Below are 25955 nucleotides of genomic sequence, written 5' to 3'. Positions count from 1 at the left end.
ACCTGTGGTCAGGAGTTCAGGGAGGACAGCAGCCGGTCGGCTGCCTTCATTGCCTGCGCGGTCGAATCCGCGGAATCACTCCGCTCTTCTCCCATCCGCATGACGCGCGACACGAATGCCGTTGCGTCGGCTTTGCTGAATCCGGCATCGCGCAGGATTCGCTCAGCATCTTTGGGGGCCACCAGCTCGTCGGCGGCGGCCTTGACATCGGTTACCCGCGCCTTCTCGTTGGCGGGGAAGGTGACCAGGGAGACTTCCCACAGGTCGATTTCGGTCAGAGTGCGAACGTCGGTTTCCCGGTCATACGCCCACTGCTTGGAGATGAAGCCGATGGAGAGGCCGTTCAGGGCGCGCAGCTTCAGCAGGGCATGCGCCTCTTTGCCGCGAGTGGTGTCGAGAGCCAGTTGGCCCTTGATGCGCAAGCCCTTCGCATCCTCGACCATCTCGGTCCATACGCCGATTGGCTCGTTGGCATCGTGTTGCCACAACATGGCCGGCATGGTGCCGTCGGCCTTGTGCGCCTTGAGCGACGCTGCAAATGCGCCGGCCGCGACGACATCGTCATAGTTGTCGCGCACGCCAAAGACCGAGCCATAGCCTTCGATCGTGCCGTCGTCGCTGACAGCCTTGATCTCGAACGCATAGGACCGAACCTGGCGCCCGCCGGCCGCGCTGCGGCGCTCAAGCATTGCCCGTTTGATCATTCTGTTTTCCTTGCTGGGTGCCGTTACTCATGTTCATCGGCGTCAGAGGCTCGTCGAGGCCTGGCAGCGGTTCTTTGCCATCCTCGTCGCGGATCTCGTTGCGTGTGTAGATACCCATCTCGGCCATGGTCCGCGCCCACACAGCGCGATCTTTCATCGATCCGGCCATCAGGTAGCGCGTATCGAACTCGGCATACAGGGGGCCAGAGCCGTCGAGCAGCATCTCGTCCATCCGCTGCGTCCACGCGCGGTGCCAAGGCGCCAGGGTGTGCTTGACGTGCGCAGCGAAGAACGCCTCGGAACTGGCGAACGTCGCGGTCTTGTCCGCATGCCCGACGATGATCGGGAAGACACCATAGCCGCGGCAGATCTCTTCCACCTGCAGTCGGCGCGTCTCGACGTGCTGCGCGTCCACACCAGAGATGGCCGTGCTGTACCACTTGGCATCGCGATCGAGGATCATCGGATTGCCCGCGTTCTCCGGGCCACCCTGCTTCTTGATCCAGGCGGTCAGTCGCGTGTGCTGCTCCGGGTCCAAGGTACCCTCTACCGTGTACGTGCCGCTCGGGCGCAGTCCATTCGCGTGCATGGCCGCCTGGCTCTTCTCGGTGGCGATGGCAAGGCCAATCGCCGAGCGCGCCAGCATTACGGCGTTCATGCTCTTTACCCAGTCCCACTGGAGGCCGTTCAGGACGAAGACGTCATCAGGCCCGAATTCGCCGATCATCCCGAACTCGTCCCAGCAGCGGTATCGAACCTCGTAGCGCGACACCCGACGGACGTCCCACTGGCCCGGTTGGATTGGGATCAGTTCCTGCACGCGGCGGTTGTTGCCGCGCACCTTGATGGACAATGCCGCGCCGGTAAGCGCGGCGTGAATGGTCATCTGACGACGCCACTCGAACGAGGTCTGCCATTCGTTGGGGCGACGCGCCAGCAGGCGGTACTCCGGGATGTTGGTGGCCTTCTTCCGGCCGCCGTCTTCTGTCTCCCGATAGACGTGCAGATTCGGCGTGGCACAGCCGTCCGCGATCGCCTTAACGCATCCCAGGACAGTCGCCACCTGCAGCGCGGTCTTCTCGTTCACGGCCACGCCGGCGACCTTGCCGCCGCCCACGCCGTCGATGAAGTCGGCCACCTGGTCGTAGGTGAGCTGCGTCGCCTTGCGCTCGGCAACCGCTCTTGCGAGGAACCCCATTACTTAGCACCTCGCGCCAGCAGCACGCCGCCGGCAATCGCCAGGACGCCGCCAACGATGTGCCCGGCCGGCGGATAGACCAGCCACGCGCCGTATGCAACCGCACCGGCGCCGGAGGCCATTAGCGCGTCCGGAATCCACCCGGCGGCCCCAGCTGCCGCCGCGCGCAGCGTGGGGATCCGCGCGTGCGCCATGGCGGCGGCGGACTTCAACATGTCAGTGAGTCGGTTCATTCGGGTTCATCCCAGAAGGAGCGCCCCTTCGGGCCAGGGTTCAGGCTCATCAGGTGGGCCGCATTGAGCAAGGCCATCAGGGGATCGATCTTGGCTGTGCCGCTGGCCTGCTTTGTGATCAGGATGCTGTTCGCACGCTGCTCCACCTTGGCATTGCCGATGCACCAGGCCATCATCGGCCGGTCACCGTGCTCGAAGGCACCTTCCGCCAGCTTGCGCTCCACCGTCTTGATGGTGCCGCCCAGCTTCCAGCCCTGCGAGACGCCCAGGATCATTTCCTCGGGAATGCCGGCCGTGACCAGGTCATCGTCAAAATTGACCCCGCTTGGGTCCACGCCGATCTTGTCCAGCAGGCCGGAGGCATAGACCTGCACCACGATTGCCGTCAGTTGGTCCACGTCGTCGCCGATGTTCTCGACGATGACCAGGTCACCATCCTTTGCGAAGTCGAGAAACCGCGGCGCCTCGGACTTGCGGCGCGCCAGCACCGACGGATGGGCCCACGCCCGCCCCCAGTGCAGCCAGCGGCTGGTGCCGCGCTCACGCCCCACGGCCCCAAAGCCAAGCCAGTCGTCCAGCCCGCCGCCGTCGATGCCGAGATCGACCACCTCGGACCGAGCCAGGAGATTTTCCAGCGTCAGGCAACGATTTCCCCGCGCCAACCAGAAGTCGGCACCGGCCCAGCGATCAGAACGGAGGTTTAGGCCGATCTCGACGTTCAGGTGCTTCGCCAGGAATTGCTGGAAGGCGCCATCCGTCTTTGACCGGTTCTTCTTCAGCTGGTCCTCTAGCCATTCAGCGCTTACAGAGCGGCCGATGTTGGGGTTCGTAATGTAGAAGTTCGCCGGGTCCAAGTAGGCCTTGGACTCGATCATGGCCGGCGGGAATTCGTAGATCACCCCGAGCGACTTCCGATCATCAATCTTGCCGTCGCGAACATCGCGGTAGTAGCCGAGCTTCTCCTTGAAAACCCCGGCCGGCGGGTCGTCGCTCTGCGTGGTCAGGTAGATCACCCAGCCTTCGTCGCGCGACACCTGACCGCCGGTGGCTTCCATGAACATGCCTTCGGCATTGGCCCGGCTACCGAATAGCCAGTGCTCGTCCACGAGGATGCGGCCCGACTTTTTCCCGGACACGGTGTCCGTATCGGCCGCGACAACCTTGAGCGAGGCCCGGGTCACGCGATGCGTGATTGTGCGGACATGGTCCTGGATGTGGAACAGGGCCGACAGCTCATCATCCGCGCGGATCATCCCGGCGGCAGGCTTGAAGCTGTTGTCCGCGACCTCCTTTGTGGGGGCCAGGATCAGGTGCTCTTCCTCGTCGCGCCAACACAGAATCACCGCGGTCAGCATGATGCCGGCGGCGATGGTCGACTTCGTGTTCTTCTTGCTGATCAGCAGGAAGTACTCGCGGATGAGCTGCTTGCCGGTCTCCGCGTCATAGGCGCCAAAGATCGCCGCCACAAAGTCAAAGACCCACTGCTCGCTGCACTCGCCGAAGGTCGGCTTGCCCGGCAGGTCGACGACGCGCAGCTCCTTGAAGATGGCCAGGGCCTGCTCGGCCTGGTCGGGGAAGATCGGCGGCGGGATGATCGACCGCCCGCCTACCAGCCGGTCCTCCCAATCGAGGCATGCTGTAGTCCATTCCATCGTCAGACCTTCTTGCCGCCGGCGGCGACCAGCTTAGGCGGCGCGGCCGGGGAGAACCGGCTGGCCACCTTCTTGGCGGCTGCCTCTTTCTCCTCCTTCTTGCCGCCGTCGCCCTTCTTCGTGTGGGTGTACTGCACCGCAGCGATTGCTGCGCGCACCTGCGTGGTCGATGCCTCGACCCGGCCGAGCGCGATGTCTTGCAGCAGCTGGAGCATGTCGCGCTCTTCCAGCGGCACCGGGGCGGGCTTCTCTTTTTTAGGCCGGCCAGCGCCGGGGCGAGCGCCGCCAGCGTTCGCACGCGGGCCGCCGCTGCGTCCTTTCACACCAGCCATTTGCTGAATTCCATTGAAAAGGGGGAAATATTCTGCGCGTGGGAGAACGTGTGGTTTCCGGCCGGTCGCCCGCCAGAGATTTACCCTCCCCCCGGGTCCCAGCGCGCCGCCACGCCACGATCAGGCCGCGCTGGGCCCACTACCGACCCCTGCAAGTCCGGCGCAGCCACGGCCCTCCTATCGCTTCTAGTCACCACGCAGCCAGCTGAGCACGCGACGCACCAAGCTGGCCCGCCGGTCCTTGGCCCGGATTGCGCTCTCGTGGTCCAGCGCCTCGTCCATCTCGGCCATTGCCATGGCCCACACCGTGAAGAAGCAACACCGTGTGACGTCATCGGCAAGGTTCACACCCGAATCGCCCCAGATGTTCAGGGCCACCTCGTATGTCACGAGGCTGGCCGCTGCGCTGCTCGGTCTCGGCATATCACGCTCCTCACTTCGGCCGGTGGCCCAGGTCCTGCGCCGTCTTCTTCCCGTGGCAGCCGTCATCCCCGTTGCACAGCACCTGGCAGTTCTGGTCCGTGTCCGGCCCGCCCTGGTGCAACGGGACTCGGTGGTCCAGCTCGAAGCCAGCGGGATAGCTGGTCAGTCGGCCGCATGCCGCGCAGGTGGGGCTCTGGGTCCAGATGCGTAGCCGGCGCGCCTGCAGCGCACGTCCAGCCATGCGCGCCTCGCTGAGGGTGGGCGCCATCAGACGTTGTCTGCCCTGTGCCATAGCGCGCACGGAACCAAGCATCGGAATCTTGCGAGTTCGAGTCATGGCAACGGCCATGTCTGAATGGAGCCCGGCTGAGTCCCCTTGGGCACCAGCACCCATTCCTGCAGAAGCGGCTGAGCATCAAACCCGGTCGCAGTGCTTTCATCCGGGTGGTACTCGCACTTGACCGTCACCGCTTCGCCGACAGCGCAGCGCACTTCGAACCAACGCGTGCGCTTCGGCAGCCCCAGCGCCTTCATCAAAGCGAGCGCAAACGGGCCCGGCGCTGTCATCACATTGACGCTCGGCATGGTGGGATCCCTGAATAGAAAGGGCCCGCACACGGCGGGCGACTCGGCCGTCCGGCCGAGGAGACAACTGGAGCTGGCTGCCGGAATCGATCCGGCGTGGACAGCTTGGAAGACTGCGGCCCGACAATGTGGCCAAGCCCGCGATACCATACAAACGTACTAGGCCGCATACCCCTTGGCCGTGAAACAATCGAGAACCTTGACCTTCTCAATCAACCACACAGTAGGTACGCATGGAAAACGAACAACTGAAGCTCGCAGCGAAACTGACCGCTCTCGAACAAGTCGCCGCAATAGCGCTTGCAATTGCGCACCACAGCGCCGGTGGAACCTCGGATGCCCTCAACGAGCTTCGCGATGCATGCATCATCCAATGGCAAGACACCGCCAAGGGGGTCCACGAAGAGCGCAGCACATCGGCAGAAGCGAAAGCACTCCAAGCGGAATTTGACGTTCACTTCGAAGACGCCATTTTCGGGGCCTTTTCAATGGCATCGGGGATGTTCAAGTCCATTCGCGACCAGCACGACCCGGCCGGGCCAGACAACGGCTGACCTTGCTACTTAGCGCGAGCAAGGCGGCCCACCGCTGCTTCATGAACTACCGCCGCGCAGTAGCGCGGGCCGCTGCCGCCTCTGCATCGGCTTTGGCCTGGCTCTCGATCGCCGGCCGGATACGCCACAGCATGAATCGAACATATTGGTTCTTCATGGCTGGCGGCAAGAATCTGGTTCGCCGGGCTCTCACCGGCGCCACGCCCGAGTGTCCGCCCAGGCGCTGTTCACACATCCGACTACACCGGCCAAGGGCCGGCGCTGCGTGTTGCGGTTCGCTGACTGCCTCATAGCGGGTCAGCTCCGCTCAAAGGACGCGCACCCAATTTGCCGCCTGGGTGCCCCGGCAAGGCTCCGGGTTGCATGGCGGCCCCACTACAAAAAGACTGCGCAAACGAAAAGGCCCGCTGGCATTCACCTTGCGGGCCTTTCTCTGGAGGAAGCTCCCTCCAACAGCAGCAATCGGGATTTTTCGCGAAAAGTAGCTACTTCTTATAGCCAAAGTAGAACATTGCTCGATCAAGCCCTTCTGCCAACTCTCTCGCATCAGTCTCGGACAACTTTACGGTGAACCCCCGGCCTTCGTGCTCCTCGCCAAGGCGACCGACGCGGAGGTACATGCCACCACCGTGCGTGAAGATCTCAACCTGTCTTGTGCTGCCTGGCTCGTCACGCGATTCTTCATCATGTGCCGGCAGCAGTTTGTCAAAGAAGAAGTTTGCGCCCACGATTAGCTCCCACTGAGTAGCGCTCGATTATGTCGTTGGGAGACGGTGACATTGAAGTGGTTTACCCACCCCTCCCACTTATAGGGGGATTGCACATGAAGACTCAGTTACTAGGATTGAAAGTTCCTATCAAACTGGAGGGAGATGCTATGTCGAAGAACGAGAAATCGTCGAAGCAGCTGTCGTCGCTTGCGGGCAAAGTCCTGCAGCAGAAGAGCTCTACTCAGGCGGCAAAGAAACTTGCCGGCTCCGTCCTGACGCAAGCACCGGACAAGCCCAAGACGCCTGCCAAGCGCGGCAAGTAGAAAATGAAAAAACCGCGCGGCGCGAACCGGGCGGGTTTTTCTCGTGTCACCGGGTCAGCGAAGCGACGCGGTTTCACCAGCTGAATTCAACTCACTGGCCAACGCCGTAGCCTGCTCCAGGGTCGTGGATGGCGCCATAGTCAACCACAAGGAATGACCGCTCATATGGGGCACGGTGTTGTGGAACTCAAATTGAAGTGCCACGCCGTAACCGGTCTCGGTACGGCTATCCGCGGGCTCCTTTACCGTCACAACGAAATTCCGTGTCATCGCCATCTCTCCTTGGGTTGTGGGAGAGAAAATACTAACTCAGAAAGCAAAAAGCCCGCTCGAAGCGGGCTTTCGGCGGAAGTCGCTTAACGGACTTTCGGACAGAATCAATATTGCACAAATTTCTTCGCTGTGTCAAACCCGCGGGGATGAATCTCTTTGTTGGGCCAGCAGGATGCGATAACGGATCTCCTCGACGTCTGCTTCGAAGCCTTGGTCCCACGGCTCGCCGGCCGCGCGTTCGTACCAGATCAGGAACTCGGTGGTGCGCACCTGGGCCATGATCTCGGGGTAGCGCTTCTCGTTGGCGGCAACGCGGTGCCGAATGACGTTGCGCGCCGCCTCTTCGGCTTCCTGCCGGTCACGCTCGGCCCGCTTGCTGGCGTACTGCGCAACGCGCCTGCGCTTCAGCGGCGCCCGCTTGGCGACGCCCTTCTCCACCATCCGGCTCACAAGGAATGCCGCATCCGGCTCGTTGGCTGTGGCGGCCGGGCCAGTATCCTGCCGGGTCGGATCCACGCGCCACAACAAACCGCCGGCGGCGATCTTAGGCTTGCGCATCGATCAGTCCCTCCTCGACGAAGACAGCCTGCATACGCTGGTCGGCACGCTCGCCCAGCTCCTTGATGCGGCGGCGCGCCGTGCGCACATAGGCCGCGGAAGATTTCGGCTTCAGCCCCAGGCGCTCGGCGATGTCGGCGCGCTCGCCGGCTTCCATGTTGCGAGTGGGAAAGCAGCGCAGCACGAAGTAGTCGAACGCCAGCCGCTGGCCACCGTTTGTGCCCGCAGCTGCGGGAAACACGTATTCGCTGAGATAGGTGATGGCCTTGGCCTTCGCCAGTGGGTTGTGCGTATGCCGGGCGATGAGCACAGCGGCCTCGGCGGGATGGAGGCGATGCGCGACGCTCGAGCGGATCATCTGGCACTGCCCACGGATCTCCAGCGGCTGCAGGCCCTTGAAGTTGACCGTGCCGGTGCGGCCGATCATCTCCTCCAGGCGCCGGCGCAAGCCGAGCATCTGCAGCACCTTGCGGATCGCCTGCCAGGTCATGCACTCGGGGGAGCTCTCATACTCCTCCATCAGGAAGGCGAACTGGATGGCCTGGCCGGCATCCATGAACATGGCCTGCTCGGCCTCGATGTGGTGCTGCGTCACTGCTTACCCTCCCCTGCTTTGTTTCGGTTTAGGACCGGCGCTTGCTCACATATCATCGCGAAAGGAACGGCGCGGCGCCTGCCTCGGCTCCGGCACTGAGTAGCCGCGCGCCATGTCGTTGAACAACGTGTATTCGCCCTGATAGGCCAGCGGCACCATGCCGGTCTCGCCCTGGCGTTGCTTCTCGATAAGGACCTCACAGACGCCCTTCGCCATAGAGTTCGGGTCATAGACCTCGTCCCGATAGAGGAACATGATGATGTCGGCGTCCTGCTCGATTTCGCCTGAGTCCCGCAAATCGCCCATAGTCGGGCGCTTGTTGGTCCGACTCTCCAGCCCGCGGTTCAACTGCGCCAGCGCGATGATTGGGATGTCCAGTTCCTTGGCTAGCGCCTTCAGGCCGCGCGAGTAGCTTCCGACCTCTTGATTGCGGTTCTCGCTGGGGCCACCGGTCATCAGACCGAGGTAGTCAACCACCAGCAGATTCAGCCCGTGGCGTCGCTTTACGATGCGCGCCTTGGCGCGGACATCCAGCAAGGTCAGCGCCGGCTGATCGTCCAGGTACACGTTCAGGTCGGCAATGCGGCCAGTGGCAGCCGTCACCCGCGGCCAGTCGTCGTTCGTCATGCGATCCGGCTGACGTAGGTGGCTCAGCGGAATCTTGCCCAGCATTGCCACGTTCCGTTGATGCAGCTGCGCCTTTGGCATTTCCATGGACAGCACCAACGCGGAGCGGTCACGCGCCACAGCGTTGGCGATGTTCAGCGCGAAGGCGGTCTTGCCCATGGCTGGGCGGCCGGCAACGATGATCAGTTCACCACCACGCATGCCTCCGCCAAGCTTGTCGTCCAGATCGATGAAGCCGGTGGGGATGGCATTCACCGCTCCCTCCACTTCGGCCTGCAATTGGTCGAAGTACGTGCCCAGGTCATCCGCGGCGCGGACCGGCTCGGACTTCACGCGCTCCTGCGCCAAACTCTCCAACCGGCTCTGTACGCGATCAACGAGAACCCGCGCGTCCTCTGCCCCCATCACCATGGATGGCACATCGGAAGAAAGCGCAAGCAATTGGCGCTTTACGGCGCGGTCGCGCACGACCGCCGCGTAGCGACCGATGTTGGCCGCGCTCGGCGTCTGAGTGGCCAGCGCGTTCAGGTAGGGCAACCCGCCGACATTCTCAGCGTGGCCCTTCGCGGCCAACCGCTCGTAGACCGTCACCGAGTCAGCGCCGGCGCCGGCGGTCACCAGCTCGACGATCTGAGCGTAGATCACCCCATGGTCGGCTCGGTAGAAATGTTCGCGCTGCAGCCCCTCCACGCGGTCGATAGCGTCGTTATCCAAAAGCAGGCCACCCAGCACGGCCTGTTCCGATTCAAGGCTGTAGGGCACCTCAAAGCCCGCGTCACGCGCTGTCATGCCACTCTTCTCCGGTTGTGAAATTGCATGGCTTGTTGGCCCGTTGCTGTGAGCTCAAACGAGCCATCAGGCTTGCAGACCCAAAGCCGGTAGTAGCCCTTCTCGACGTAATTGGCGAAGTGCTGGCGCCAATCCGCTTGCCGGCGCGCTGCATTGGCCCCACCCGGCAGGTGAGCCCTGCAGAACACGTCCCAGGCCAGGGCCAGAAAGTCCCCCGGAAGCTGGATGCCGTCCACGTACTCCATGAGCGACGCATAGCTGGTGATCGGCTTGACCCCGTCTGCCTTGCAGCAGTCGAGGAAGGTTTTCAGAGCGATGCGCGGCTTACGTTCCCGCTTTGGCTTTTCAGTTTCCAACACCTCGCCCCCCGGCACGGGGGGTTGGGGGGGTTGTTTACCTATGTCTTTTGGAAGGTTGTCTTTTGTGTGTACCGAATCGGTACTATCGACCTGTACCGATTCGGTACGGGGGGCGTACTCTTTTGGTACTAGTACCGAATCGGTACTACCGTTGCCTGCAAAGCTAGGCTCCGAAAGGGATTGCGCCGATTCACCGGGCAACCCCGCGCGCTCCGCGCCACCAGTACCGATCTGGTACACCTGTACCGATTTGGTACTAGGGCTGACGTCACTTTTCCCCGCCTCCTTCCAAGCGCGGTAGTTCTTGTTGATGCCGATGAGGCAGCCGAACTGGCCGGCACGCTTCACGATGACATTCATCGATGCGAGCTTGTTGAGCGTCGTTGTCACGTGGGGGCGCTCCAGGCCGCATAGAGCCCCGATCTGCGAGGCGGATATGTCGTCCAGCTTCTTCCCGTAGCCATAGGTCTTGCGCAGAATGGTCCAAACCACCTTCTGCTCTCGGCCTGTGAATGGGAAAGCAAGGATGGCGTCGTATAGCTCATTCGCGACACGCACATAGCCATCCTCCAATTGCGGCGACGTTGCTTGCTCCACGACTCAGACATCCTCCACAGCAATTCTCTGTGCGTGCCAAAGCAAGCGAGCAAGGTCATGCATCTTCACGCACCGCCCCCTCGAAATAGCTCAGCGGCACCAGAAAGAACGTCCCACCGTCGTACTGCTCATGCCCCCATCCGCGCGCCTCCAGCCAGGCAAGGAAACCGGTGTGCAGCGGACCGTCATACCCATCCTCGCCGTAGGCCAGATTGGAAAAGATTGGCAAACCATCCGGCATGCAGGCTGCGTCCTGCCCCGTCCAAATCCCGCCCGCGTGCGCCCACTGCTCACCGAATTCGGAGAGGGGCCTAGTGCGAAGAGTCGGGAATGTGGCCCGGAGATCGGCCAGCATGGATTCAAGCGAAAGCGCCATTGCGCATACCTCCATCACTCCACTCGGAATAGGAGCACTCGGCAGAGGCAGGTGGAGGATTCCGCCCTCTTCGCGCCGTCGCGCTAGCCGTGTGCGGTAGCTGTCTAGTGATCGAGAAGATCGATCTCGCGGAACGTGCGTGTGGGGCGGGACCAGGACAGGAAGTAGCGGCAATAGAGCACGAGGCGCTTCTGGGGCGCCGTCACAGCAGGCCCCTTGCCTCTTCCATACGCATCACCTGCTCGACGCTCCGCTTACGCACCTCTGCGAACATCGCATCGAAATGCGGCTTGGCCGCAGCCACCGTGGCCGCGGCGAGTGCGCGCTTGGCGTGCCGCAGGATGCGACGCTCGCGCAGCCGATCAGCGATGCTCATGCCCTTGAAGAAGACAGTCATCGCTTGCTCCGGAAAATGCGCGCGTCGTCGCGGGGATCTGGCGCGCCCGCCCGCTCCGTGGGTTCTAGGCGTCGCCGCAACAGCAACACGTTCGTGCGCGCCGGCTGCCGGTGCATCCAGATGAGACCCAACAGGAACGCCAGCAGGATGAGCACAAACCCGCCCACAGCGATCACGGCCAGCCAGGTGGGCGTTTCGGGACCGACGCCGAGTGCGGATGCAAGGCAAAGCGCGCTCATCTCTCCCCCGAGTCCGATTCCGAGAGCGCTGCGCTTACAGCCCTGCGCTCAACGTATCCCCAATCCATCGGGATACGCTTTCGCCCATCGTTTGAGCCTCTACGCTCCGTCCATCGATCGTTGACTCGCTCATACGGGACTGAGCCTTCCGACTCGCGGTCGATCGCAACGCAAAGCTGCGGGCTGGCGGGCTCATTGCCATACGCAATTTGTCTCAGTCGGGCGAACGTTGTCCCGCAAGACCCCGCGAACTGGGTCCGCTGCTCGGTTGGTAAGTCACGGAGGTATGTATAGAGATCCATGCCAGAAGGATAGAAACATCTAACACTTGCCGTCAAGAGTTTTCTTCTCTATCGTATAGAAATCTCTATGGAAACCTATATGGACATCTTTGAAGTGCGCCGCCAACGACTGCGCAAGATCATCGAAGAGCTTTTTGGGGGGAACGTTGCGGCCTTCGCGCAGAACTTTGATTTCTCGCGCGCCCAAGTGCATCAATTCATCTCCCCGAACTACAACGCAGGCCGATCCATTGGCGAAAGAGCCGCACGAAATATTGAAAGCAAGATTGGATACCCAGCATATTGGTTAGATCGCCCTTCGGTGGACATGGTAGTTCCCGAGCCCACTAAAGCCTGGTCAATGGAAAATGCTGGGCAGTTGGTCAAGGATCTCGGCAGCGGAAGCGACCAACCCTCCCTAGGCGCCAAGACCCTACACATCAAGGCGGTAGCGACCACTGGCCCGGACGGCGGCCTGAAGATAGAACCAGCGCCGCCATCCGTGGCATCCCAAGCACTGCCAGTGGCATTGAGCGACGGCGAGGGCTACGCAGTGCTCATTAAGGGTAACGATCTTCGCCCTAGGATTCGCAATGGGGAGTGCATCATTGTTGCGCCATCCAGGCCGGCCCTCCCCGGCGATGATGTCCTCATCAAAGACGCCGCGGGTGAATACAGCATCCAGCGCTTCCTCTTCCGCCGCGGAGACTATCTCACCTTTACCGAGATCGTAGAGGGACGTTCGATCACCGGCGTTATCGAATCCGACATCATTGCGATGTGGGTTGTGATCGGCACTGTGGCACCGTTAGATGATCGTCAACCGGAAGAAAAGTTAGAAACTTCTTGACGACAAAATTCTAACAATCTACCATGGCCTCAACGTCATCGAGTTGAGGCCAGCATGGCACCCAATCAGCAGTTGCAGCAGGCAGCACCGATGTCGCCGTCGCAAGGCGGTGCCATCAGCATCCACCTCTTTGAGAAGCACGAAGTCCGTGTCTGCGTTGATGATGCGGGCCAGCCCTGGTTCAACGCCAATGATGTGTGCACCGTGCTCGAGTTCGGCAATCCGCGCCAGGCAGTTGAATCGCACGTGGATGCAGAGGATGTCCAAAAATTGGACTCCCTTACGCTGGGTGGCCGTCAGCGCCAGAACCACGTCAACGAATCGGGGCTGTACGCCCTGATCCTTGGTAGCACCAAGGTTGCAGCGAAGCGGTTCAAGCGCTGGGTCACGAGCGAAGTACTGCCATCGATCCGCCGTACAGGCACCTACACGATGCCCGCCAAGCAACCCGCCCTCCCTGACTTTACAAACCCCGCTGAGGCTGCCCGCGCTTGGGCAACCCAGTTCGAGCAACGCGCGGCGCTCGAGCATAAGGTTGCCGTCGACGCGCCGAAGGTTGAGGCGCACGACCGCCTTGCCGCAGCCGAAGGCGACCTCTGCATTCGTGCAGCAGCGAAATGCCTCAAGCTGCCGGAGCGCAAATTTACGAGCTGGATCGTTGAGCATGGATGGGCGCATCGGCATGGTGGCGGTAAGCGCCTAACCGGCTACGCGGAGAAGGAAAAGGCCGGTCTAGTTCGCCATCGCGTCAAGACGATCGAGCGCAGCTGCGGCGAGCATGAGGCGGTATCGCAGTTGCTGTTCACACCCCGCGGGATGATCTCGCTGGCACGCGAAATCATTGCGTCCGAGAGAGCGCGGGAATCAGTGCCTCGCCCCGTTGATCTGTTTTCGAGAGTCGACAATGCGTGAGATCAGCGAACGGGATCGCCTCAGCTACGCGCCGACAAAGCAAATCGGCCGGATGGCGCCCCTACGACTTCTTCGCACGGATTTCTTTATACGGACCGAGCAGTCCGTCGCCACCCTCCAGGCCCTTTTCTTTTGCCCAGTGCGAAAGGTCCGCAAGTACGCGGATGGCCTCTGCGAAGTCAGCCTTGTGCAGAGCCTCCCCGAACCGCATGACGAGAGCATCAAGGGGACTAACCGCGCCTTCCGGCGATCTAGTTCGATCGAACTTGACCTGCATTTGGATGAACGCCCCTGCGTCACGCAGGAGTTGGCCTTGATAAGACAGAACCTTCTCGTGGCTCTTGCTTGCCGCGGTGAGGCTATTGATTACCGCCTCAAGCTGTTCGATCTTCTCGTCAGCCGCAAACGACGCCTCAATGCGCTCGACGAGCTCCGCGTTCAAGGAGCGCGCGGAATCGCCGCGCGCAGAAATGAGCTTCGCGTGGAGTTCGGATGGGAGCCGGAGTTGAAGTTTGACGGGTTCGGTAGCCATGTTGCCATTGTACGCACCAAGCCAAACGCGTGCACCTATTTTAGTATTGCACCTACCGTAGGTGCATGCTATAAATGCACCTACGGTAGGTGCACAAACACTGGAGGCTGCAGATGGATGATCCGGTGAAGCTTCAAGTGCGCTTGCCGAAGGAAATTCACGAATGGCTGGCGGCGTTTGCAATTGAAAACGATCGCTCGCTGAACGGCCAAGTGGTCGCCATCCTGAGACAGAGAATGAGCGAGGAGAAATCGACACCGAGGAACTAGGAGACCCCGAAAACAAAAGAGCCGCACCAGTTTGCACCTGGTGCGGCCCTCCCGGGAAACGGTGTTTGCACCACCGCTTCCCAACTTCAATCTTCAGCATTGGACTCTAACCATGCAAAAAGACACTACCCCGCTGGGGCAGGTGGGGATCCCCACGCGTAGCACTTTAGCAGACACCTGCACTATCCCCAAGAAGTTTGGGGGTGAATCGCTGCCAGCGCACTTCGACAACAACGGCGAAGACGGTGACGATTTCGGTGAGATGGTCCATAGCGGCCTTCACCTGACCACCGCGCGAGACTTCCGCAAGATCGCGAACGGCTTCGACGGCATTCGTGCCATTGCTCGCGTCTTGAATGCCTTCGAGACCGAGCGACGCGGCCTGGAGTATGCAGACCCGGGGCAAGAGCAATGCTATTCAGTGCTCACAGCGCGGACCACGAATGGCCTGCTGGACGCCATTGCCATTCTGGCCGAATGCCTGAGCCGCGACACCTACGCGCTCGCTCACGACATCACTCGCGACATGGCGAAAGGCGGTGCCCAATGAAAAGCGCCACCACTAAGCAACCGCTCGTTTCTGAGGCAGCCAATCGCGTCAACACCGTCTCCAACAGCCTCGGCGTCCTGCTCTGGGTTGCAGAGAAATGCGAAGACGCACACGACTTCGAACAGTTCCACTCGCTGGCGCTCGAGCTTACCCCCCGCATGGGCGTATCGCTCGAGCTCGCAGTACAGGACCTGGGCGAGATCTGCACCGGCCTCTTCGAACTGGACGGGGAGCGCTGCCATGGCTGAGCGCAAACCCGCAGTCGTCCCCATCGACCTTGCTGAGCAGGCTTGGGCAATCCACAACATCATCCAGACGCTCCACGTCGCTATCCCTGACGACCCAATTGGCTCCGATGTACCGACTCGCTGCCTTCTCTCGCACGTTCTGAGCCTGACGGAACCGCTAGCGCTCGAACTAATGGCCCTCGAATCCGACGCAAGGAAGGGTGGCAAGCAATGATCCGCCCGCACATCCGCCGCAGCGCCCTGGGCGGCTTCGTCGCCTCGCGCTACTACAACCGCCGCTGCGCCGCCATGCGCCGGCTGGCGGCCGCCTTCTGGCGTTTCCTTGGGGCATGACATGAAGACAGCAAAGATCATCGCCCTGCCCCGGCCGGCGACAGAAGCCGGCAGCACGGAGCCCGACCGCATCACGATTACCCTGAATGCTGACGGCACGCATAGCGCGCGCCTCGTCGGCGTGTACGCGGAGGATCCGCGCATAGCCCTGGAAGCGCTCGGCCTGGTCGTCGGACGCATCGAGCCCGTAGCACGGCCGGCACCATCGTTCATCTCGCGCGCCGGAGGACAGCATGACGCCGCTACCAAAATATGCCGTTGACCTACTCATCGCCGCGAAGGCCGTGGCCACGCCGGCCGTCGACGCGAGCCCGGGCGGGCTGGACGACGCGCTACAGCAGCTCGGGCTCGCAATCCTGGCATTTGAGGTATCAATGCCGGTAGCCGATGGGGTGATTCAAGAAAGTGTAGGCCAAACCCATCGACGGCCTGCCGCGATCAAGACTGCTCAGGGTCCAAGCGTCTTCGACGTGATCACCGGCACGGCAGACAAAGACGGCGGCCCCGTCCACGTGCAGGCCGCGGGTATGCCATTGGCCCTCGACGATGCCCCCACAACGACCGAGGCAATCGAGGCGGCCGCGCGCCTTTGCGACGAGCAGGCTGCCGAATGGGATTCCGATGCGGTGGTCAGCGACAAAAACTATGCAGCACACTGCGCGGCACTGATCCGCGCCATGGGAGCGAAGTGATGAACGTAGCGGAGCAATCCAGCGCTGAGATCCTGGCCGAGAAACTGGCTGAGGCGCTTTCGCGCGCCCTCAAACCATCTACTGTTCCCATTGATGTGCAGCTGTGGGACCTGGAGGCTGTCGCCGCATGGATGGGCTTATCGGTAGACACCGTGGGCCGCAATGTCATCACAAGGGCTGCGTTCCCTACGCCGATCAAACCCACCAACAGCCCGCAGGCACAGAAACGCTGGTTCGCCGGCGAAGTGATCGAGTGGGCGCGGCGCAACCGCGGCAGCAATCTGCCGAAAGGGCGCGGTCGCCCGCGATCTGGCTCCTAGCCCAGACGCGCGGCAAGCTCGGTCGGAGTGGCGTTGTAGTAGACCATCAGGGATTTCAGATCCCTGTGGCCGATCATCCGCGCGAGGTCCATCACGTCGAGCTTCTTTGCGAGCCGCGTGACGGCCTCGTGGCGGGCATCGTGAAAATGCAGATCAACGATCTTGGCCCTGTTGCGCGCGCGCCGCCAATGGGCGTCGGCCGAGGACGTAGAGACAGTGAAGCAAGGCCCTTTCGGCTCCAGCCCCACATCATCAGACGCAGGTGCGAGCAACTCCAGCAATGCGATAGCCGCGCTTGACAGGGGCACGGCGCGCCCGCCACCGTTCTTGGTCAGCGGCAGATGCAAATACCGCTTCTCCAGCATCACCCTCTCCCACTCCAGCCCAAGAATCTCACCAAGCCGCATTCCCGTCTCTAGCGCGAACAGGAAGGCGATGGCAAGCTCGTGCTGCTTATTCTCCGGGCGCTGGCCTCGCGCATAGCCCAATCCCGCCAGCATGCCACCGACTTCGTCGTCACCGATCCGCCGATCACGCGCCTTTGGATTCGGCATCCGGCGCACGTCGCGCACCGGATTCGCATGTACCCATTTCCACTCGATGCGCGCGCGTTCGAAGATCGACGAGAGCAGGTTCAATTCGCGATTGATCGTGCCAGCCTGAATCCGCACGCGCCGGCTCTTCTTCATTACGCCGGCCACTCGGCCGTCACGCCATCGCCCCATGTCATCTGAAGACACGGCCGCGATGCGCTTTCCCACCAGGTGAGGATAGTCGCGGCGGAACGCACCGAGCCGAATAAGCTCTAGGTCGCCGCCGCGCTTGCCAGGCGACACCTCCTCCATATAGCGCACGATCGCATCGTCTAAAGTCCGCTGCACGCCATCCTGCGCGCGATACGTGCCACTGGCGATCTCTGCCTCGCGCTTCGTCGCCCACTCCACAGCTTCCGCTTTCGTGTCGAAGCTACCCGATATGCGCATGCCGGCCTTGTTGACCTCCGCCCTCCATGTCGTCCCGCGCTTCCTGTACGCCGCCATTTCACCCTCCATATCGAGGATGAAATTCTAGCCCGGCAGCCTCAGGCGTTGGCGTAATTTTGGCGTAATGATTGTCCATTTTTTACGCCAAAACAACGGAAGGCACCGCGAGATGCACAGAACTAGCAGTTCCAGAAACCCTTTATACACAACGGTTTCCGGTCGATTTCGCATGGTTTCACGGTCTTTCCACAAACCCCTGCAGGTGCCGTGATGCGGCACCTGCAGGAAGTCCGCGCGCAAGTCTTGCGTGGACAGGCGTGCCAGCAGCGCCGCCTCGTCGCGCCGGCCGATATCGCCGGTCAGCAGCAGGCTGCGTGCGCTGCCGGCCACCTTGAGCACGCAACTGCGCGCATTGCTGTCGATGGCGGCATTCTGCGCGACGCCCGGCAAGGGGTGCAGCATGGCAAAGCGCACGCCATCCCACTCCCACTGCCGCCCCGCCTCGCAGGGCTGCGCCTCCAGGTGCGCAGCGCTCGCCGGCGGCACCAGCAGCCGATGTCCCGCCGGCGCGCCCGATAGCAGGCTGTCCACCGGCAGCGCCGCCATGATGTCGCGCGCACCGCCCGCATGGTCCGCGTCTTCATGGCTGATCACCAGCGTGTCCAGCCTGCGCACCCCCGCGCCGCGCAGGAACGGCACGATGTCCCGCGCGCCGGCGCTGTTGCCCAATTCGCCACGCGCGGCACCCCAGCCGTAAGCCGGCCCGGCATCGTAGAGCAGCACGCGCGAGCGCGTTTCCACCAGTACCGCCGTGCCCTGCCCGATATCGATCGCGGTGGCGCGAAACTCCCCGTGCGCCACTGGCTGCCGCCCCGCCAGCACCATCGGCAACAGCAGTACCACGCCATGCAAGCGCGCGCGCAAGCCACAGGGCAGGGGGGCCAGCAACAGCAGCGAGCCGAGCACCGCCAGCGCCAGCGCTACCGGCCCGGCGCGCGCGGCCTGCCACACTGCCCACGGCGGCGCCGACAGCCACTCCAGGCCCAGCACCAGCCAGTGCAGCAGCAGATGCGCGGGGCCAAGCAGCCAGCCCGCCAGCGGCGCGGGCACCGCCGCCGCCAGCAGGGCCATGGGCGTCACCAGCAGGCTGATCAGCGGGATCGCCGCCGCATTGGCCAGCGGCGAAATCACCGAGACCTGCTGGAACAGCAGCAAGGTCAGCGGCACCAGCCCGATCGTGACGGACCATTGCGTGCGCGCCGCCTGCGCAAGGCTGGCGCGAACACGCTGCCAACGCGTCGGCGCGGACTGGTTGGCCGGTTGCGCCGCGGCCAGGAAGATCACGCCCACCGCGCCGAACGAAAGCCAGAACCCGGGCGACAGCACCGCCCAGGGGTCGAGCCCGATCGCCACGAACGCCGCCCAGGCCAGCACCAGCGAGGCCGGCGGCGTGCGCCCGCTCCAGAGTGCCAGCGCCGCCACCACCAGCATCGACACGGTGCGCAGCGCCGGCACCTGCATGCCCGCCAGCAGGCCGTAGACGAGGGCCGCGATCACCGCGCCCACCAGCGCGGCGCGCCGCGCCGGCCACCACAGCGGCAAGGGCCGCGGCAGCCATCGCCCGAGCCCGAACGAATGCCGCCACAGCCAATAGACGAAGCTGGAGAACAGGCCGGAAATCATGGTGATATGCAGGCCGGAAATGCTGATCAGGTGACCGATGCCGGTGCGTGTGAACAAGGTCCAGTCGCGCTGCTGGATGCCGTGCTGATCGCCAACCACCAGGGCCGCCAGCACCGGGGCGAAGCGGGCATCGGGTGGCAGGCTTTGCAAGACGTGATCGCGCACCTGCGCCCGCCATCGCGCGATCCGCCACGCGAGCCGTTCGCCGACAGCGTCCTGCGGCTCGCCGATGGCATCGCGCACGTAGCCAGTCGCGCCAAGCCCGGCCGCCATCAGCCAGAATTCGTAATCGAAGCCATGCGGATTGGCCAGGCCATGGGGCTGCCGCAAGCGCACGGTGAAGACGTAGCGCTCGCCCGGCCGCAAGCCGGCCGGGGCATCCTCCCAGCCCAGCAAGACGCGGGGCGGCATGCCCGCCGCATCGTCAAGCGCGAACACGAAGCGCAGGCCGCGCGCGGCCTGCGCCGGCAGCCCGGCCACCACGCCACTCACCTGCAGGTCGACCCCTTCCAGCCCTGGCGCCAGCCGCTCTGCCAAACGAGCCTCGGCGCGCCACGCCGAACAGCCGAAACCAGCCAGCAGCGACAACACGATCCAGGCCACCCGCGCCCAGCCAGGCCGGCGCGTGCGCAGGCACAGTGCGAGCGCGGCCGCCAGGAGCCCGGCAGCCGCCAACACCCACACCGCGCCGCCACGCGGCAGCGAGCCTTGTTGCTGCAGCCACCAGCAGCCCGCCACGAAGGCGAGCAAAAACAGACGCATGCGGACTCCCCCAACGGGTAGATGGGATATCGGATGCGTCTGCTTATACGGCCGTCACTGGCCGCCAGACTTGTCAGGATGAAACGGGTTGGTTGCCGATTGTTTCGGCCGGGGCCAATGCAGCCAATGCAGACAATGCCGGGGGGAACATGGTTGACGCGAACGCGCCCAGCCGCGGCAAGGCCGCAACGGAGTTGCGCCACATCGCCTGCGCCAGCGGCGCGGCATCCAGCCCGCGCAACTCGCCCAGCACGCGCGCCACGCCGGCCACTTCGGCGGGCGTGTTGCGCGCCTTGTGCTGCTCGCCGAACTGGTCGTCGGACAGCCAGGCGGGCGCGATGTCGGGTGCGTCGGTTTCCAGCACGATGGCGTCGAGCGGCAACTCCGTCGCCAGGCGCCGGATCTGGTTGGCGCGGCTGAAGGTCAGGTTGCCGCCGAAGCCCAGCTTGAGGCCCTGGTCGATAAATCCCCGCGCCTGCTGCACGCTGCCGTTGAAAGCATGGGCAATGCCCTGGCGCACGCCGATGCGGCGCAACTGGGCCGCCACCTGGTCCTGCGACTTGCGCACATGCAGCAGCACCGGCAAGTCCAACTCGCGCGCAATCTTGAGTTGCTCGGCATAGATCCAGGCCTGGTGCGCGGCATCGAGGCCGGGCACGAAGAAATCGAGCCCGATCTCGCCGATGCCGACAAAGCGCGGATCGGCCAGCGAGGCTTGCGCCTCGCTGCGTAAAGCATCGAGGTCGGCCTGCCCTGCGCCCGGCGTGCACAGCGGATGGATCCCCAACGCGTAGACGCAGCTAGCGTGGCGATGCGCCAGCGCCCGCACCGCGGCAAAATTCGACACGGCCACCGCCGGCAGCACGATGCCCGTCACCCCCGCCGTGGCAGCGGCGGCGGCAACGGTGTCACGGTCGGCATCGAATTCGCCGGCGTCGAGGTGGCAATGCGTATCTATCCACATGGCGGGTTCCGCTAGCGCCTGGGCGCGCTCAGCGCTCGCGGTGGATATGCCCGTCGCGCAGCCGCAGCACGCGATCGCAGCGGCTGGCCAGGTCGAGGTCGTGGGTCACGATGACAAAACTGGTGCCCAGCGTGCGCGACAGCTCCAGCATCAGGTCGTAGACGCCGCCCGCGGTATGGTCGTCCAGGTTGCCAGTGGGCTCGTCGGCCAGCACGCAGGCCGGGCCGCCCACCAGCGCGCGGGCGATCGCCACCCGCTGGCGCTCGCCGCCGGACAGCTCGCCAGGCCGGTGCTGCGCCCGGTCGCCCAGGCCCACGCGCTCAAGCACCGTCATCGCCGCCGCGCGCGCCTCGGGCTGGCGCAGCCCGCGGATGCGCATCGGCATGGCCACGTTATCCAGCGCGGTGAACTCGGGCAGCAGATGGTGGAACTGGTAGATGAAGCCCAGCTCGCGGTTGCGCACGATGTTGCGCTCGCTCTCGCGCAGCGCGGTGAAAGGCCGGCCCTTCAAGGCGACCCGCCCGCTGTCCGGGTTGTCGAGCCCGCCCAGCACATGCAGCAGCGTGCTCTTGCCGGAACCGGAAGCGCCCACGATGGCGACTTTCTCGCCCGCATCCACCCGGACATCCACGCCCTTGAGCACGGTCACGTCCAGGCCGCCCTGGCGGAAGCGCTTGGTCAGGCCTTCGGCCAGCAGCACCGGCATATCCGAGCCGGCCTTGCCGGCGGCGTCTGCGGCATTGCCGGCCGGTGCGGCGTGCATCAGGGTTTCACTCATAGCGCAGCGCCTCCGCCGGGTTGACGCGGGCAGCACGCCAGCTTGGGTAGAGCGTGGCCAGGATGGACAGCACAAAGGAGACGATACCGATGGTCGCAATGTCGTTCACGCGGGGATCCGAGGGCAGTTCGCTGATGAAATAGATGTCGCGCGGCAGGAACTGCACATGCAGCAGCCGTTCGATAAAGGGCACGATCACATCGATGTTGAACGCGATCAAGGCGCCACCGGCAACCCCCGCCAGCGTGCCGATAAAGCCGATGGCAACGCCCTGCACGATAAAGATCTTGGTGATCGAGCTCGGCTGGGCGCCCATGGTGCGCAGGATGGCGATGTCAGCCTGCTTGTCCGTCACGGTCATGACCAGCGTGGACACCAGGTTGAAGGCCGCCACCGCGATGATCAGCGTCAGGATGATGAACATCATGCGCTTCTCGGTCTGCACCGCGGCAAACCAGTTACGGTTCTGCTTGGACCAGTCCCGCAGGTAAAGCTCGCCCGAGAGCGTACCGGCCAGTTCGTCGGCCACCTGGGGGGCGCGCTGCATGTCCGTCAGCTTCAAACGCACGCCGGTGGGCCCGGCGAGGCGGAACATGGCTTCGGCGTCGCGGATATTAATCAGCGCCAGCGCGTTGTCGAACTCGAAATGGCCGGACGAGAACACGCCCACCACCGTGAACTGCTTGAGCCTCGGCAGCACGCCGGCCGGTGTGATGGTGCCCTGCGGCACCACCAGCGTGACCTTGTCGCCCACCTGCACGCCCATCGCGTTGGCCAGCTCATTGCCCAGGGCGATGCCGAACTCGCCCGGAAGCAGGCGCTCCATGCTGCCACCCCGGAACTGCTTGCCGATATCGGAAACCTTGGGTTCTTCCGAAGGCTCGACCCCACGCAGCAGCACGCCGCGCACGGCATCCTCGCGGGTGAGCATGGCCTGCGCGGCCACATAGGGCGCTGCACCGATCACTTCCTTGTTGCGCATCGCCTCGGCGGCGGTCTTCTGCCAGTCGGGCAGCGCCTCGGGGCCGACCACCTCGATGTGCGACAGCACGGAGAGCATGCGATCCCGCACTTCTTTCTGGAAACCGTTCATTACCGACAGCACCACGATCAGCGCCGCCACGCCCAGCGCAATGCCGAGCATGGAAATCATCGAGATAAAGGAAATAAAGGTGTTGCGGCTGGCGCGCTTGCTTGCGCGGGTGTATCGCCAACCGATCTGCCACTCGTAAGGAAAGTTCAAGAGGGTTCCTGTTGTTAAGGAGAAACGCCGGCGCCACACCGCCGACGCCGCTGATGACTTGCTGGCCGCATACCCGGGGCGCCGCTCGCGCCACTGTCGCAACCGGGCCGGGGACGATATTTCCGCCGTCAGCCAGCCGCAAGTTTACAATCTCGGCACCATGATGACGCACCTGACCCTGATTGTGCCCTTTTCTGTCCCGCCCGGCGCCGCGATCGACGCCGACGGTGGGGGCAACGACGCCATGCTCGAAGCCCTGCTGCGGCAGTTGGAGTTGCCGGCGCTGGGAAAGTTGCTCACGCGCGCCAGCCCCGGCCCGCGCGAGCGGCACGACGACCCCTTCCTGCGCGCGCTGCCGCATGAGCGCTGGCTGGCCGGGCGCGCCGGGCTGGACACTGCCCATGTGCCCAGTGCCCCGTACATGCGCCTGGCCGACACGACCGCCGCCGGCAACGGTGCCACGGCGGACGATGGCCAGGCCTGGGCCTGCCTGCAGCCGGTGCATATCCATGCCGCGCGCGACCACCTGGTGCTGATGGACCCGGCTCAGCTGCATATCCGGGCCGAGGAGTCCGCCGCCCTGCACGCCGCGGTGGCGGCGCTGCTGCAGGAATCCGGCATTGTGCTTGAAACACCGCACCCGGCGCGCTGGTACATCCCGCAAGCCGTGTTCGGGCCACTTGTGGCCGCCAGCCCGCTGCGGGCCACCGGCCGCAATATCGATGTGTGGATGCAGGCCGGCGAGCGCGCCCGCGACTGGCGCCGGATCCAGAACGAAATCCAGATGACCTGGTACGACCATCCGGTGAACCAGGCCAGGGAAGCTGCGGGAGAGTTCTCCGTCAATTCGGTCTGGCTCCACGGCGGCGGCACCCTGCAGCCGGTGCCGCGCCTGGCAGACACGGTACTGACCGGCGACGCCTTCCTGCGCGGCGTGGCGCTGGCCGGCGGCGCGGCATGCCAGCCCCAGCCGCCGCGCTTCAAGGCAATCCAGGCGATGCAGGGCAGCGCCATGGTACTGCTGGACGACGCCATCGAGTCCCATATCGCCCAGGACTGGGGCCTGTGGATCGAGCGCATGCACACGCTCGACGCCGAATGGTTCGTGCCCGCCCTGGCCGCCCTCGAAGCCGGGGAGTTGCAGGCGGTCACGCTCATGCTGTCCGGCGACAACCACTACGCCGAGTTCACCGTGCGCCGCGCCGACCTGCGCAAGTTCTGGCGCGGCCTGGGCCAGCGCGGCGATTGGCGCGCGCTGCTGTCCGACCTCGCCTATGCCGCCTGATCCCCTGGTTATCCGCAAGACCCCGCAATGACAAAAATCGCTGTTCGCTCTTTTTCCACCGAGCACGCTGGCAAGCTGGCCGGGTTCGGCCTGCATCCCACGCTGGCGCGCATCCTCTCGGCACGCGGCGTGCGCGAGCCGGCCGAGCTCGCCACCGAGCTGCCCGGCCTGGTGCCGCCGGCGGCCATGAAAGGCATCGACCACGCGGCCACCTACCTTGCCGACGCCATCGCCGCGGGCCGGCGCCTGCTGATCGTGGCGGACTATGACTGCGACGGCGCCACCGCCTGCGCGGTGGGCGTGCGCGGTTTGCGCATGCTGGGGGCGCGCATCGACTACATCGTGCCCAACCGCTTCGAGTACGGCTACGGCCTGACCCCGGAGATCGTGGCGCTGGCCGCCAAGCAGCAGCCGGATGTGATCGTGACGGTGGACAACGGCATCGCCAGCGTCGACGGCGTGGCGGCGGCCAATGCACTCGGCATCGACGTGGTGGTGACCGACCACCACTTGCCCGGCGACCAGTTGCCCGACGCGGCAGTGATCGTCAACCCCAACCAGCCCGGCTGCGAATTCCCCAGCAAGAATCTGGCGGGCGTGGGCGTAATGTTCTACGTGCTGCTGGCCTTGCGTGCCGAACTGCGCCGCCGCGGCGTGTTCGACGCGCAGACCCAGCCGCGCCTGGACGCCCTGCTGGACCTGGTTGCGCTAGGCACGGTCGCCGACGTGGTCAAGCTCGACAGCAACAACCGCATCCTGGTGGCACAGGGCCTGAAGCGCATGCGCGCCGGCCGCATGCACGCCGGCGTGGCAGCCCTCTTCCGCGCCGCCGGGCGCGAGGCCACGCGCGCCAACACCTTCGACCTGGGCTTTGGCGTGGGCCCGCGCCTGAACGCCGCAGGGCGGCTGGCCGACATGTCGCTCGGCATCGAATGCCTGCTGACCGACGACGCCAACCGCGCCTGGGAGATCGCCCAGGAACTCGACGGCATGAACCGCGAGCGGCGCGATATCGAAGCTGGCATGCAGCAAGAAGCCTTGCAGATCCTGGAAGGCCCGCTGGGCGCGCTGGACCCAGCCGCGCGCTTTACCGTCAGCGTGTTCAACGACACCTGGCACCAGGGCGTGATTGGCATCGTGGCCTCGCGGCTCAAGGAAAAATACCATCGCCCCACCATCACATTCGCCCCGGGCGACGAAGACACGATCAAGGGATCGGGCCGCTCCATCCCGGGCTTTCACCTGCGCGATGCGCTGGACCTGGTGTCCAAGCGCCATCCCGGCCTGCTGAAGAAGTTTGGCGGCCACGCCATGGCGGCCGGCCTGACCCTCGGCGCCGACAGCTTCGGGCAGTTCATGGAAGCGTTCGAGGCGGTGGGGCGCGAATGGCTGAGCGACGAGCAGTTGGCGCGGGTGATCGAGACCGATGGCGACATCGAGGATGCCTGCTTCAGCCCGGAATTCGTCTCGCTGCTGGAGCAGCAGGTCTGGGGCCAGGGCTTCCCGGCGCCCACCTTCTGCGGCGAGTTCGACGTGCTGCGCCAGAGCGTGCTCAAGGGCAAGCACCTGAAGCTGCAGCTAGGGCGCGGCAGCCAGCGCTTCGACGCGATCTGGTTCAACCATGCGGAGTCGCTGGGCGCCAGCGCGCTGGTGGCCTACCGGCTCGACAACAACACCTTCAACGGCATCACACGGGTGCAGATGGTGATCGAGCACGCGCAGTAGCGCGCCTGGCCAGCGGGTGGC

Annotated in this window: 35 protein-coding genes; 13 read left to right on the top strand and 22 right to left on the bottom strand. The window is 64.2% G+C overall.

Going from position 1 to position 25955, the window contains the following annotated elements:
* Positions 1-8 precede the first annotated feature (8 nt).
* The 8 genes from AC1DQR_RS10755 to AC1DQR_RS10720 form a co-directional block, all read right to left on the bottom strand.
* On the bottom strand, positions 9-704 hold the full coding sequence (locus tag AC1DQR_RS10755) for an HK97 family phage prohead protease (RefSeq protein WP_309405185.1): 696 nt from the start codon (positions 702-704) through the stop codon (positions 9-11).
* Positions 682-1902: a phage portal protein gene (locus AC1DQR_RS10750; protein ID WP_477132994.1), complete on the bottom strand. Its 1221-nt coding sequence runs from the start codon at positions 1900-1902 to the stop codon at positions 682-684. Before AC1DQR_RS10750 ends, AC1DQR_RS10755 begins: the two co-directional genes overlap by 23 nt.
* Positions 1902-2135 carry a hypothetical protein gene (locus AC1DQR_RS10745; protein WP_477132993.1) on the bottom strand — a complete coding sequence of 78 codons (234 nt, stop codon included), beginning with the start codon at positions 2133-2135 and terminating at the stop codon, positions 1902-1904. The genes AC1DQR_RS10750 and AC1DQR_RS10745 overlap by 1 nt, the downstream gene beginning before the upstream one ends.
* Entirely contained in the window at positions 2132-3787 is a 1656-nt protein-coding gene (locus AC1DQR_RS10740) for a terminase large subunit (RefSeq protein ID WP_477132992.1), read from the bottom strand. Before AC1DQR_RS10740 ends, AC1DQR_RS10745 begins: the two co-directional genes overlap by 4 nt.
* A gap of 2 nt (positions 3788-3789) precedes the next feature.
* Complete coding sequence (locus tag AC1DQR_RS10735; RefSeq protein WP_174423210.1) at positions 3790-4119, bottom strand: hypothetical protein; 330 nt, start codon at positions 4117-4119, stop codon at positions 3790-3792.
* 186 nt (positions 4120-4305) lie between these two features.
* Positions 4306-4542 (bottom strand): hypothetical protein, encoded by a 237-nt coding sequence (locus AC1DQR_RS10730; protein ID WP_477132991.1) that lies wholly within the window; start codon positions 4540-4542, stop codon positions 4306-4308.
* 10 nt (positions 4543-4552) lie between these two features.
* Positions 4553-4810, bottom strand: a complete 258-nt coding sequence (locus tag AC1DQR_RS10725; RefSeq protein ID WP_477132990.1) for an HNH endonuclease — start codon at positions 4808-4810, stop codon at positions 4553-4555.
* A gap of 65 nt (positions 4811-4875) precedes the next feature.
* Complete coding sequence (locus AC1DQR_RS10720) at positions 4876-5127, bottom strand: hypothetical protein (RefSeq protein ID WP_477132989.1); 252 nt, start codon at positions 5125-5127, stop codon at positions 4876-4878.
* Between the two features lie 233 nt (positions 5128-5360).
* On the opposite strand from AC1DQR_RS10720, the gene AC1DQR_RS10715 reads away from it, so the two are divergent.
* Positions 5361-5681, top strand: coding sequence for a hypothetical protein (locus tag AC1DQR_RS10715; RefSeq protein WP_477132988.1), 321 nt, complete (start codon positions 5361-5363; stop codon positions 5679-5681).
* Positions 5682-6166: 485 nt separating this feature from the next.
* Here the strand turns inward: AC1DQR_RS10715 and AC1DQR_RS10710 are convergent, their stop codons facing one another.
* Positions 6167-6409, bottom strand: coding sequence for a hypothetical protein (locus AC1DQR_RS10710; protein ID WP_477132987.1), 243 nt, complete (start codon positions 6407-6409; stop codon positions 6167-6169).
* A gap of 149 nt (positions 6410-6558) precedes the next feature.
* On the opposite strand from AC1DQR_RS10710, the gene AC1DQR_RS10705 reads away from it, so the two are divergent.
* A complete protein-coding gene (locus AC1DQR_RS10705; protein ID WP_477132986.1) occupies positions 6559-6714 on the top strand; it encodes a hypothetical protein in 156 nt (51 codons plus the stop codon).
* Positions 6715-7119: 405 nt separating this feature from the next.
* On the opposite strand, the gene AC1DQR_RS10700 is transcribed toward AC1DQR_RS10705, so the two are convergent.
* The 7 genes from AC1DQR_RS10700 to AC1DQR_RS10670 all read right to left on the bottom strand — a co-directional run bounded on the left by AC1DQR_RS10700 (position 7120) and on the right by AC1DQR_RS10670 (position 11524).
* Positions 7120-7545: a hypothetical protein gene (locus AC1DQR_RS10700; protein ID WP_477132985.1), complete on the bottom strand. Its 426-nt coding sequence runs from the start codon at positions 7543-7545 to the stop codon at positions 7120-7122.
* A complete protein-coding gene (locus AC1DQR_RS10695) occupies positions 7532-8140 on the bottom strand; it encodes a hypothetical protein (protein ID WP_477132984.1) in 609 nt (202 codons plus the stop codon). Before AC1DQR_RS10695 ends, AC1DQR_RS10700 begins: the two co-directional genes overlap by 14 nt.
* A 45-nt stretch (positions 8141-8185) precedes the next feature.
* On the bottom strand, positions 8186-9556 hold the full coding sequence (gene dnaB, locus AC1DQR_RS10690; RefSeq protein WP_477132983.1) for a replicative DNA helicase: 1371 nt from the start codon (positions 9554-9556) through the stop codon (positions 8186-8188).
* On the bottom strand, positions 9553-10512 hold the full coding sequence (locus AC1DQR_RS10685) for a replication protein (RefSeq protein ID WP_477132982.1): 960 nt from the start codon (positions 10510-10512) through the stop codon (positions 9553-9555). Before AC1DQR_RS10685 ends, dnaB begins: the two co-directional genes overlap by 4 nt.
* 55 nt (positions 10513-10567) lie before the next feature.
* A complete protein-coding gene (locus AC1DQR_RS10680; protein WP_477132981.1) occupies positions 10568-10888 on the bottom strand; it encodes a hypothetical protein in 321 nt (106 codons plus the stop codon).
* A gap of 202 nt (positions 10889-11090) precedes the next feature.
* Positions 11091-11285, bottom strand: coding sequence for a hypothetical protein (locus tag AC1DQR_RS10675; protein ID WP_477132980.1), 195 nt, complete (start codon positions 11283-11285; stop codon positions 11091-11093).
* Entirely contained in the window at positions 11282-11524 is a 243-nt protein-coding gene (locus tag AC1DQR_RS10670; protein ID WP_477132979.1) for a hypothetical protein, read from the bottom strand. Before AC1DQR_RS10670 ends, AC1DQR_RS10675 begins: the two co-directional genes overlap by 4 nt.
* A gap of 381 nt (positions 11525-11905) precedes the next feature.
* On the opposite strand from AC1DQR_RS10670, the gene AC1DQR_RS10665 reads away from it, so the two are divergent.
* Both AC1DQR_RS10665 and AC1DQR_RS10660 read left to right on the top strand, forming a co-directional pair.
* Positions 11906-12655, top strand: coding sequence for a S24/S26 family peptidase (locus AC1DQR_RS10665; RefSeq protein WP_477132978.1), 750 nt, complete (start codon positions 11906-11908; stop codon positions 12653-12655).
* A gap of 54 nt (positions 12656-12709) precedes the next feature.
* A complete protein-coding gene (locus AC1DQR_RS10660; protein ID WP_477132977.1) occupies positions 12710-13567 on the top strand; it encodes a BRO family protein in 858 nt (285 codons plus the stop codon).
* A gap of 61 nt (positions 13568-13628) precedes the next feature.
* Here AC1DQR_RS10660 and AC1DQR_RS10655 read toward each other — a convergent pair whose 3' ends face one another.
* A complete protein-coding gene (locus tag AC1DQR_RS10655; protein ID WP_477132976.1) occupies positions 13629-14099 on the bottom strand; it encodes a hypothetical protein in 471 nt (156 codons plus the stop codon).
* A gap of 113 nt (positions 14100-14212) precedes the next feature.
* Between AC1DQR_RS10655 and AC1DQR_RS10650 the strand changes: the two genes are divergently transcribed.
* From AC1DQR_RS10650 to AC1DQR_RS10620, 7 genes are all read left to right on the top strand, one after another.
* Positions 14213-14368: an Arc family DNA-binding protein gene (locus AC1DQR_RS10650; RefSeq protein ID WP_477132975.1), complete on the top strand. Its 156-nt coding sequence runs from the start codon at positions 14213-14215 to the stop codon at positions 14366-14368.
* Between the two features lie 112 nt (positions 14369-14480).
* A complete protein-coding gene (locus AC1DQR_RS10645) occupies positions 14481-14918 on the top strand; it encodes a hypothetical protein (RefSeq protein ID WP_477132974.1) in 438 nt (145 codons plus the stop codon).
* Positions 14915-15166: a hypothetical protein gene (locus tag AC1DQR_RS10640; RefSeq protein ID WP_477132973.1), complete on the top strand. Its 252-nt coding sequence runs from the start codon at positions 14915-14917 to the stop codon at positions 15164-15166. Before AC1DQR_RS10645 ends, AC1DQR_RS10640 begins: the two co-directional genes overlap by 4 nt.
* Before the next feature lie 210 nt (positions 15167-15376).
* Entirely contained in the window at positions 15377-15499 is a 123-nt protein-coding gene (locus AC1DQR_RS10635; protein ID WP_477132972.1) for a hypothetical protein, read from the top strand.
* Position 15500: 1 nt separating this feature from the next.
* Positions 15501-15761 (top strand): hypothetical protein, encoded by a 261-nt coding sequence (locus AC1DQR_RS10630; protein ID WP_477132971.1) that lies wholly within the window; start codon positions 15501-15503, stop codon positions 15759-15761.
* Positions 15733-16191 (top strand): hypothetical protein, encoded by a 459-nt coding sequence (locus tag AC1DQR_RS10625; protein ID WP_477132970.1) that lies wholly within the window; start codon positions 15733-15735, stop codon positions 16189-16191. Before AC1DQR_RS10630 ends, AC1DQR_RS10625 begins: the two co-directional genes overlap by 29 nt.
* A complete protein-coding gene (locus AC1DQR_RS10620) occupies positions 16191-16511 on the top strand; it encodes a hypothetical protein (RefSeq protein ID WP_253930896.1) in 321 nt (106 codons plus the stop codon). The genes AC1DQR_RS10625 and AC1DQR_RS10620 overlap by 1 nt, the downstream gene beginning before the upstream one ends.
* Here the strand turns inward: AC1DQR_RS10620 and AC1DQR_RS10615 are convergent.
* The 5 genes from AC1DQR_RS10615 to AC1DQR_RS10595 all read right to left on the bottom strand — a co-directional run bounded on the left by AC1DQR_RS10615 (position 16508) and on the right by AC1DQR_RS10595 (position 22924).
* Complete coding sequence (locus tag AC1DQR_RS10615; RefSeq protein WP_477132969.1) at positions 16508-17551, bottom strand: site-specific integrase; 1044 nt, start codon at positions 17549-17551, stop codon at positions 16508-16510. The genes AC1DQR_RS10620 and AC1DQR_RS10615 overlap by 4 nt on opposite strands.
* Positions 17552-17578: 27 nt before the next feature.
* The gene (locus AC1DQR_RS10610) at positions 17579-19939 is read right to left on the bottom strand and encodes a DNA internalization-related competence protein ComEC/Rec2 (protein ID WP_477132968.1); all 2361 of its coding nucleotides are present in this window, start codon (positions 19937-19939) and stop codon (positions 17579-17581) included.
* A 73-nt stretch (positions 19940-20012) separates the two neighbouring features.
* A complete protein-coding gene (locus tag AC1DQR_RS10605) occupies positions 20013-20903 on the bottom strand; it encodes a TatD family hydrolase (protein ID WP_477132967.1) in 891 nt (296 codons plus the stop codon).
* A gap of 28 nt (positions 20904-20931) precedes the next feature.
* The gene (gene lolD, locus AC1DQR_RS10600; RefSeq protein WP_416048080.1) at positions 20932-21681 is read right to left on the bottom strand and encodes a lipoprotein-releasing ABC transporter ATP-binding protein LolD; all 750 of its coding nucleotides are present in this window, start codon (positions 21679-21681) and stop codon (positions 20932-20934) included.
* Positions 21674-22924, bottom strand: coding sequence for a lipoprotein-releasing ABC transporter permease subunit (locus AC1DQR_RS10595; RefSeq protein WP_477132966.1), 1251 nt, complete (start codon positions 22922-22924; stop codon positions 21674-21676). Before AC1DQR_RS10595 ends, lolD begins: the two co-directional genes overlap by 8 nt.
* Positions 22925-23084: 160 nt before the next feature.
* On the opposite strand from AC1DQR_RS10595, the gene AC1DQR_RS10590 reads away from it, so the two are divergent.
* Positions 23085-24209 carry a hypothetical protein gene (locus AC1DQR_RS10590; protein ID WP_416048078.1) on the top strand — a complete coding sequence of 375 codons (1125 nt, stop codon included), beginning with the start codon at positions 23085-23087 and terminating at the stop codon, positions 24207-24209.
* Positions 24210-24236: 27 nt separating this feature from the next.
* Positions 24237-25934 (top strand): single-stranded-DNA-specific exonuclease RecJ, encoded by a 1698-nt coding sequence (gene recJ, locus AC1DQR_RS10585; protein WP_477132965.1) that lies wholly within the window; start codon positions 24237-24239, stop codon positions 25932-25934.
* The last annotated feature ends 21 nt before the right edge of the window (positions 25935-25955 follow it).

The sequence above is a fragment of the Cupriavidus sp. 05L411 genome (assembly GCF_056398045.1).
Note: the sequence above shows the minus strand (reverse complement) of the source record. Positions and strands in the feature narration are given on the sequence as shown.

What these genes read in the sequence shown, in the direction of transcription:
- AC1DQR_RS10645 (WP_477132974.1), top strand. Translation starts at nt 14,481, where the DNA reads ATGCAAAAAGACACTACCCCGCTGGGGCAGGTGGGGATCCCCACGCGT.
- AC1DQR_RS10670 (WP_477132979.1), bottom strand. Translation starts at nt 11,524, where the DNA reads ATGAGCGCGCTTTGCCTTGCATCCGCACTCGGCGTCGGTCCCGAAACG.
- AC1DQR_RS10665 (WP_477132978.1), top strand. Translation starts at nt 11,906, where the DNA reads ATGGACATCTTTGAAGTGCGCCGCCAACGACTGCGCAAGATCATCGAA.
- AC1DQR_RS10750 (WP_477132994.1), bottom strand. Translation starts at nt 1,902, where the DNA reads ATGGGGTTCCTCGCAAGAGCGGTTGCCGAGCGCAAGGCGACGCAGCTC.
- AC1DQR_RS10630 (WP_477132971.1), top strand. Translation starts at nt 15,501, where the DNA reads ATGAAGACAGCAAAGATCATCGCCCTGCCCCGGCCGGCGACAGAAGCC.
- AC1DQR_RS10625 (WP_477132970.1), top strand. Translation starts at nt 15,733, where the DNA reads ATGACGCCGCTACCAAAATATGCCGTTGACCTACTCATCGCCGCGAAG.
- AC1DQR_RS10715 (WP_477132988.1), top strand. Translation starts at nt 5,361, where the DNA reads ATGGAAAACGAACAACTGAAGCTCGCAGCGAAACTGACCGCTCTCGAA.
- dnaB (WP_477132983.1), bottom strand. Translation starts at nt 9,556, where the DNA reads ATGACAGCGCGTGACGCGGGCTTTGAGGTGCCCTACAGCCTTGAATCG.
- recJ (WP_477132965.1), top strand. Translation starts at nt 24,237, where the DNA reads ATGACAAAAATCGCTGTTCGCTCTTTTTCCACCGAGCACGCTGGCAAG.
- AC1DQR_RS10590 (WP_416048078.1), top strand. Translation starts at nt 23,085, where the DNA reads ATGATGACGCACCTGACCCTGATTGTGCCCTTTTCTGTCCCGCCCGGC.
- AC1DQR_RS10675 (WP_477132980.1), bottom strand. Translation starts at nt 11,285, where the DNA reads ATGACTGTCTTCTTCAAGGGCATGAGCATCGCTGATCGGCTGCGCGAG.
- AC1DQR_RS10720 (WP_477132989.1), bottom strand. Translation starts at nt 5,127, where the DNA reads ATGCCGAGCGTCAATGTGATGACAGCGCCGGGCCCGTTTGCGCTCGCT.
- AC1DQR_RS10615 (WP_477132969.1), bottom strand. Translation starts at nt 17,551, where the DNA reads ATGGCGGCGTACAGGAAGCGCGGGACGACATGGAGGGCGGAGGTCAAC.
- AC1DQR_RS10730 (WP_477132991.1), bottom strand. Translation starts at nt 4,542, where the DNA reads ATGCCGAGACCGAGCAGCGCAGCGGCCAGCCTCGTGACATACGAGGTG.
- lolD (WP_416048080.1), bottom strand. Translation starts at nt 21,681, where the DNA reads ATGAGTGAAACCCTGATGCACGCCGCACCGGCCGGCAATGCCGCAGAC.
- AC1DQR_RS10680 (WP_477132981.1), bottom strand. Translation starts at nt 10,888, where the DNA reads ATGGCGCTTTCGCTTGAATCCATGCTGGCCGATCTCCGGGCCACATTC.
- AC1DQR_RS10605 (WP_477132967.1), bottom strand. Translation starts at nt 20,903, where the DNA reads ATGTGGATAGATACGCATTGCCACCTCGACGCCGGCGAATTCGATGCC.
- AC1DQR_RS10700 (WP_477132985.1), bottom strand. Translation starts at nt 7,545, where the DNA reads ATGCGCAAGCCTAAGATCGCCGCCGGCGGTTTGTTGTGGCGCGTGGAT.
- AC1DQR_RS10660 (WP_477132977.1), top strand. Translation starts at nt 12,710, where the DNA reads ATGGCACCCAATCAGCAGTTGCAGCAGGCAGCACCGATGTCGCCGTCG.
- AC1DQR_RS10705 (WP_477132986.1), top strand. Translation starts at nt 6,559, where the DNA reads ATGTCGAAGAACGAGAAATCGTCGAAGCAGCTGTCGTCGCTTGCGGGC.
- AC1DQR_RS10610 (WP_477132968.1), bottom strand. Translation starts at nt 19,939, where the DNA reads ATGCGTCTGTTTTTGCTCGCCTTCGTGGCGGGCTGCTGGTGGCTGCAG.
- AC1DQR_RS10745 (WP_477132993.1), bottom strand. Translation starts at nt 2,135, where the DNA reads ATGAACCGACTCACTGACATGTTGAAGTCCGCCGCCGCCATGGCGCAC.
- AC1DQR_RS10635 (WP_477132972.1), top strand. Translation starts at nt 15,377, where the DNA reads ATGATCCGCCCGCACATCCGCCGCAGCGCCCTGGGCGGCTTCGTCGCC.
- AC1DQR_RS10640 (WP_477132973.1), top strand. Translation starts at nt 14,915, where the DNA reads ATGAAAAGCGCCACCACTAAGCAACCGCTCGTTTCTGAGGCAGCCAAT.
- AC1DQR_RS10655 (WP_477132976.1), bottom strand. Translation starts at nt 14,099, where the DNA reads ATGGCTACCGAACCCGTCAAACTTCAACTCCGGCTCCCATCCGAACTC.
- AC1DQR_RS10740 (WP_477132992.1), bottom strand. Translation starts at nt 3,787, where the DNA reads ATGGAATGGACTACAGCATGCCTCGATTGGGAGGACCGGCTGGTAGGC.
- AC1DQR_RS10620 (WP_253930896.1), top strand. Translation starts at nt 16,191, where the DNA reads ATGAACGTAGCGGAGCAATCCAGCGCTGAGATCCTGGCCGAGAAACTG.
- AC1DQR_RS10725 (WP_477132990.1), bottom strand. Translation starts at nt 4,810, where the DNA reads ATGGCGCCCACCCTCAGCGAGGCGCGCATGGCTGGACGTGCGCTGCAG.
- AC1DQR_RS10735 (WP_174423210.1), bottom strand. Translation starts at nt 4,119, where the DNA reads ATGGCTGGTGTGAAAGGACGCAGCGGCGGCCCGCGTGCGAACGCTGGC.
- AC1DQR_RS10650 (WP_477132975.1), top strand. Translation starts at nt 14,213, where the DNA reads ATGGATGATCCGGTGAAGCTTCAAGTGCGCTTGCCGAAGGAAATTCAC.
- AC1DQR_RS10755 (WP_309405185.1), bottom strand. Translation starts at nt 704, where the DNA reads ATGATCAAACGGGCAATGCTTGAGCGCCGCAGCGCGGCCGGCGGGCGC.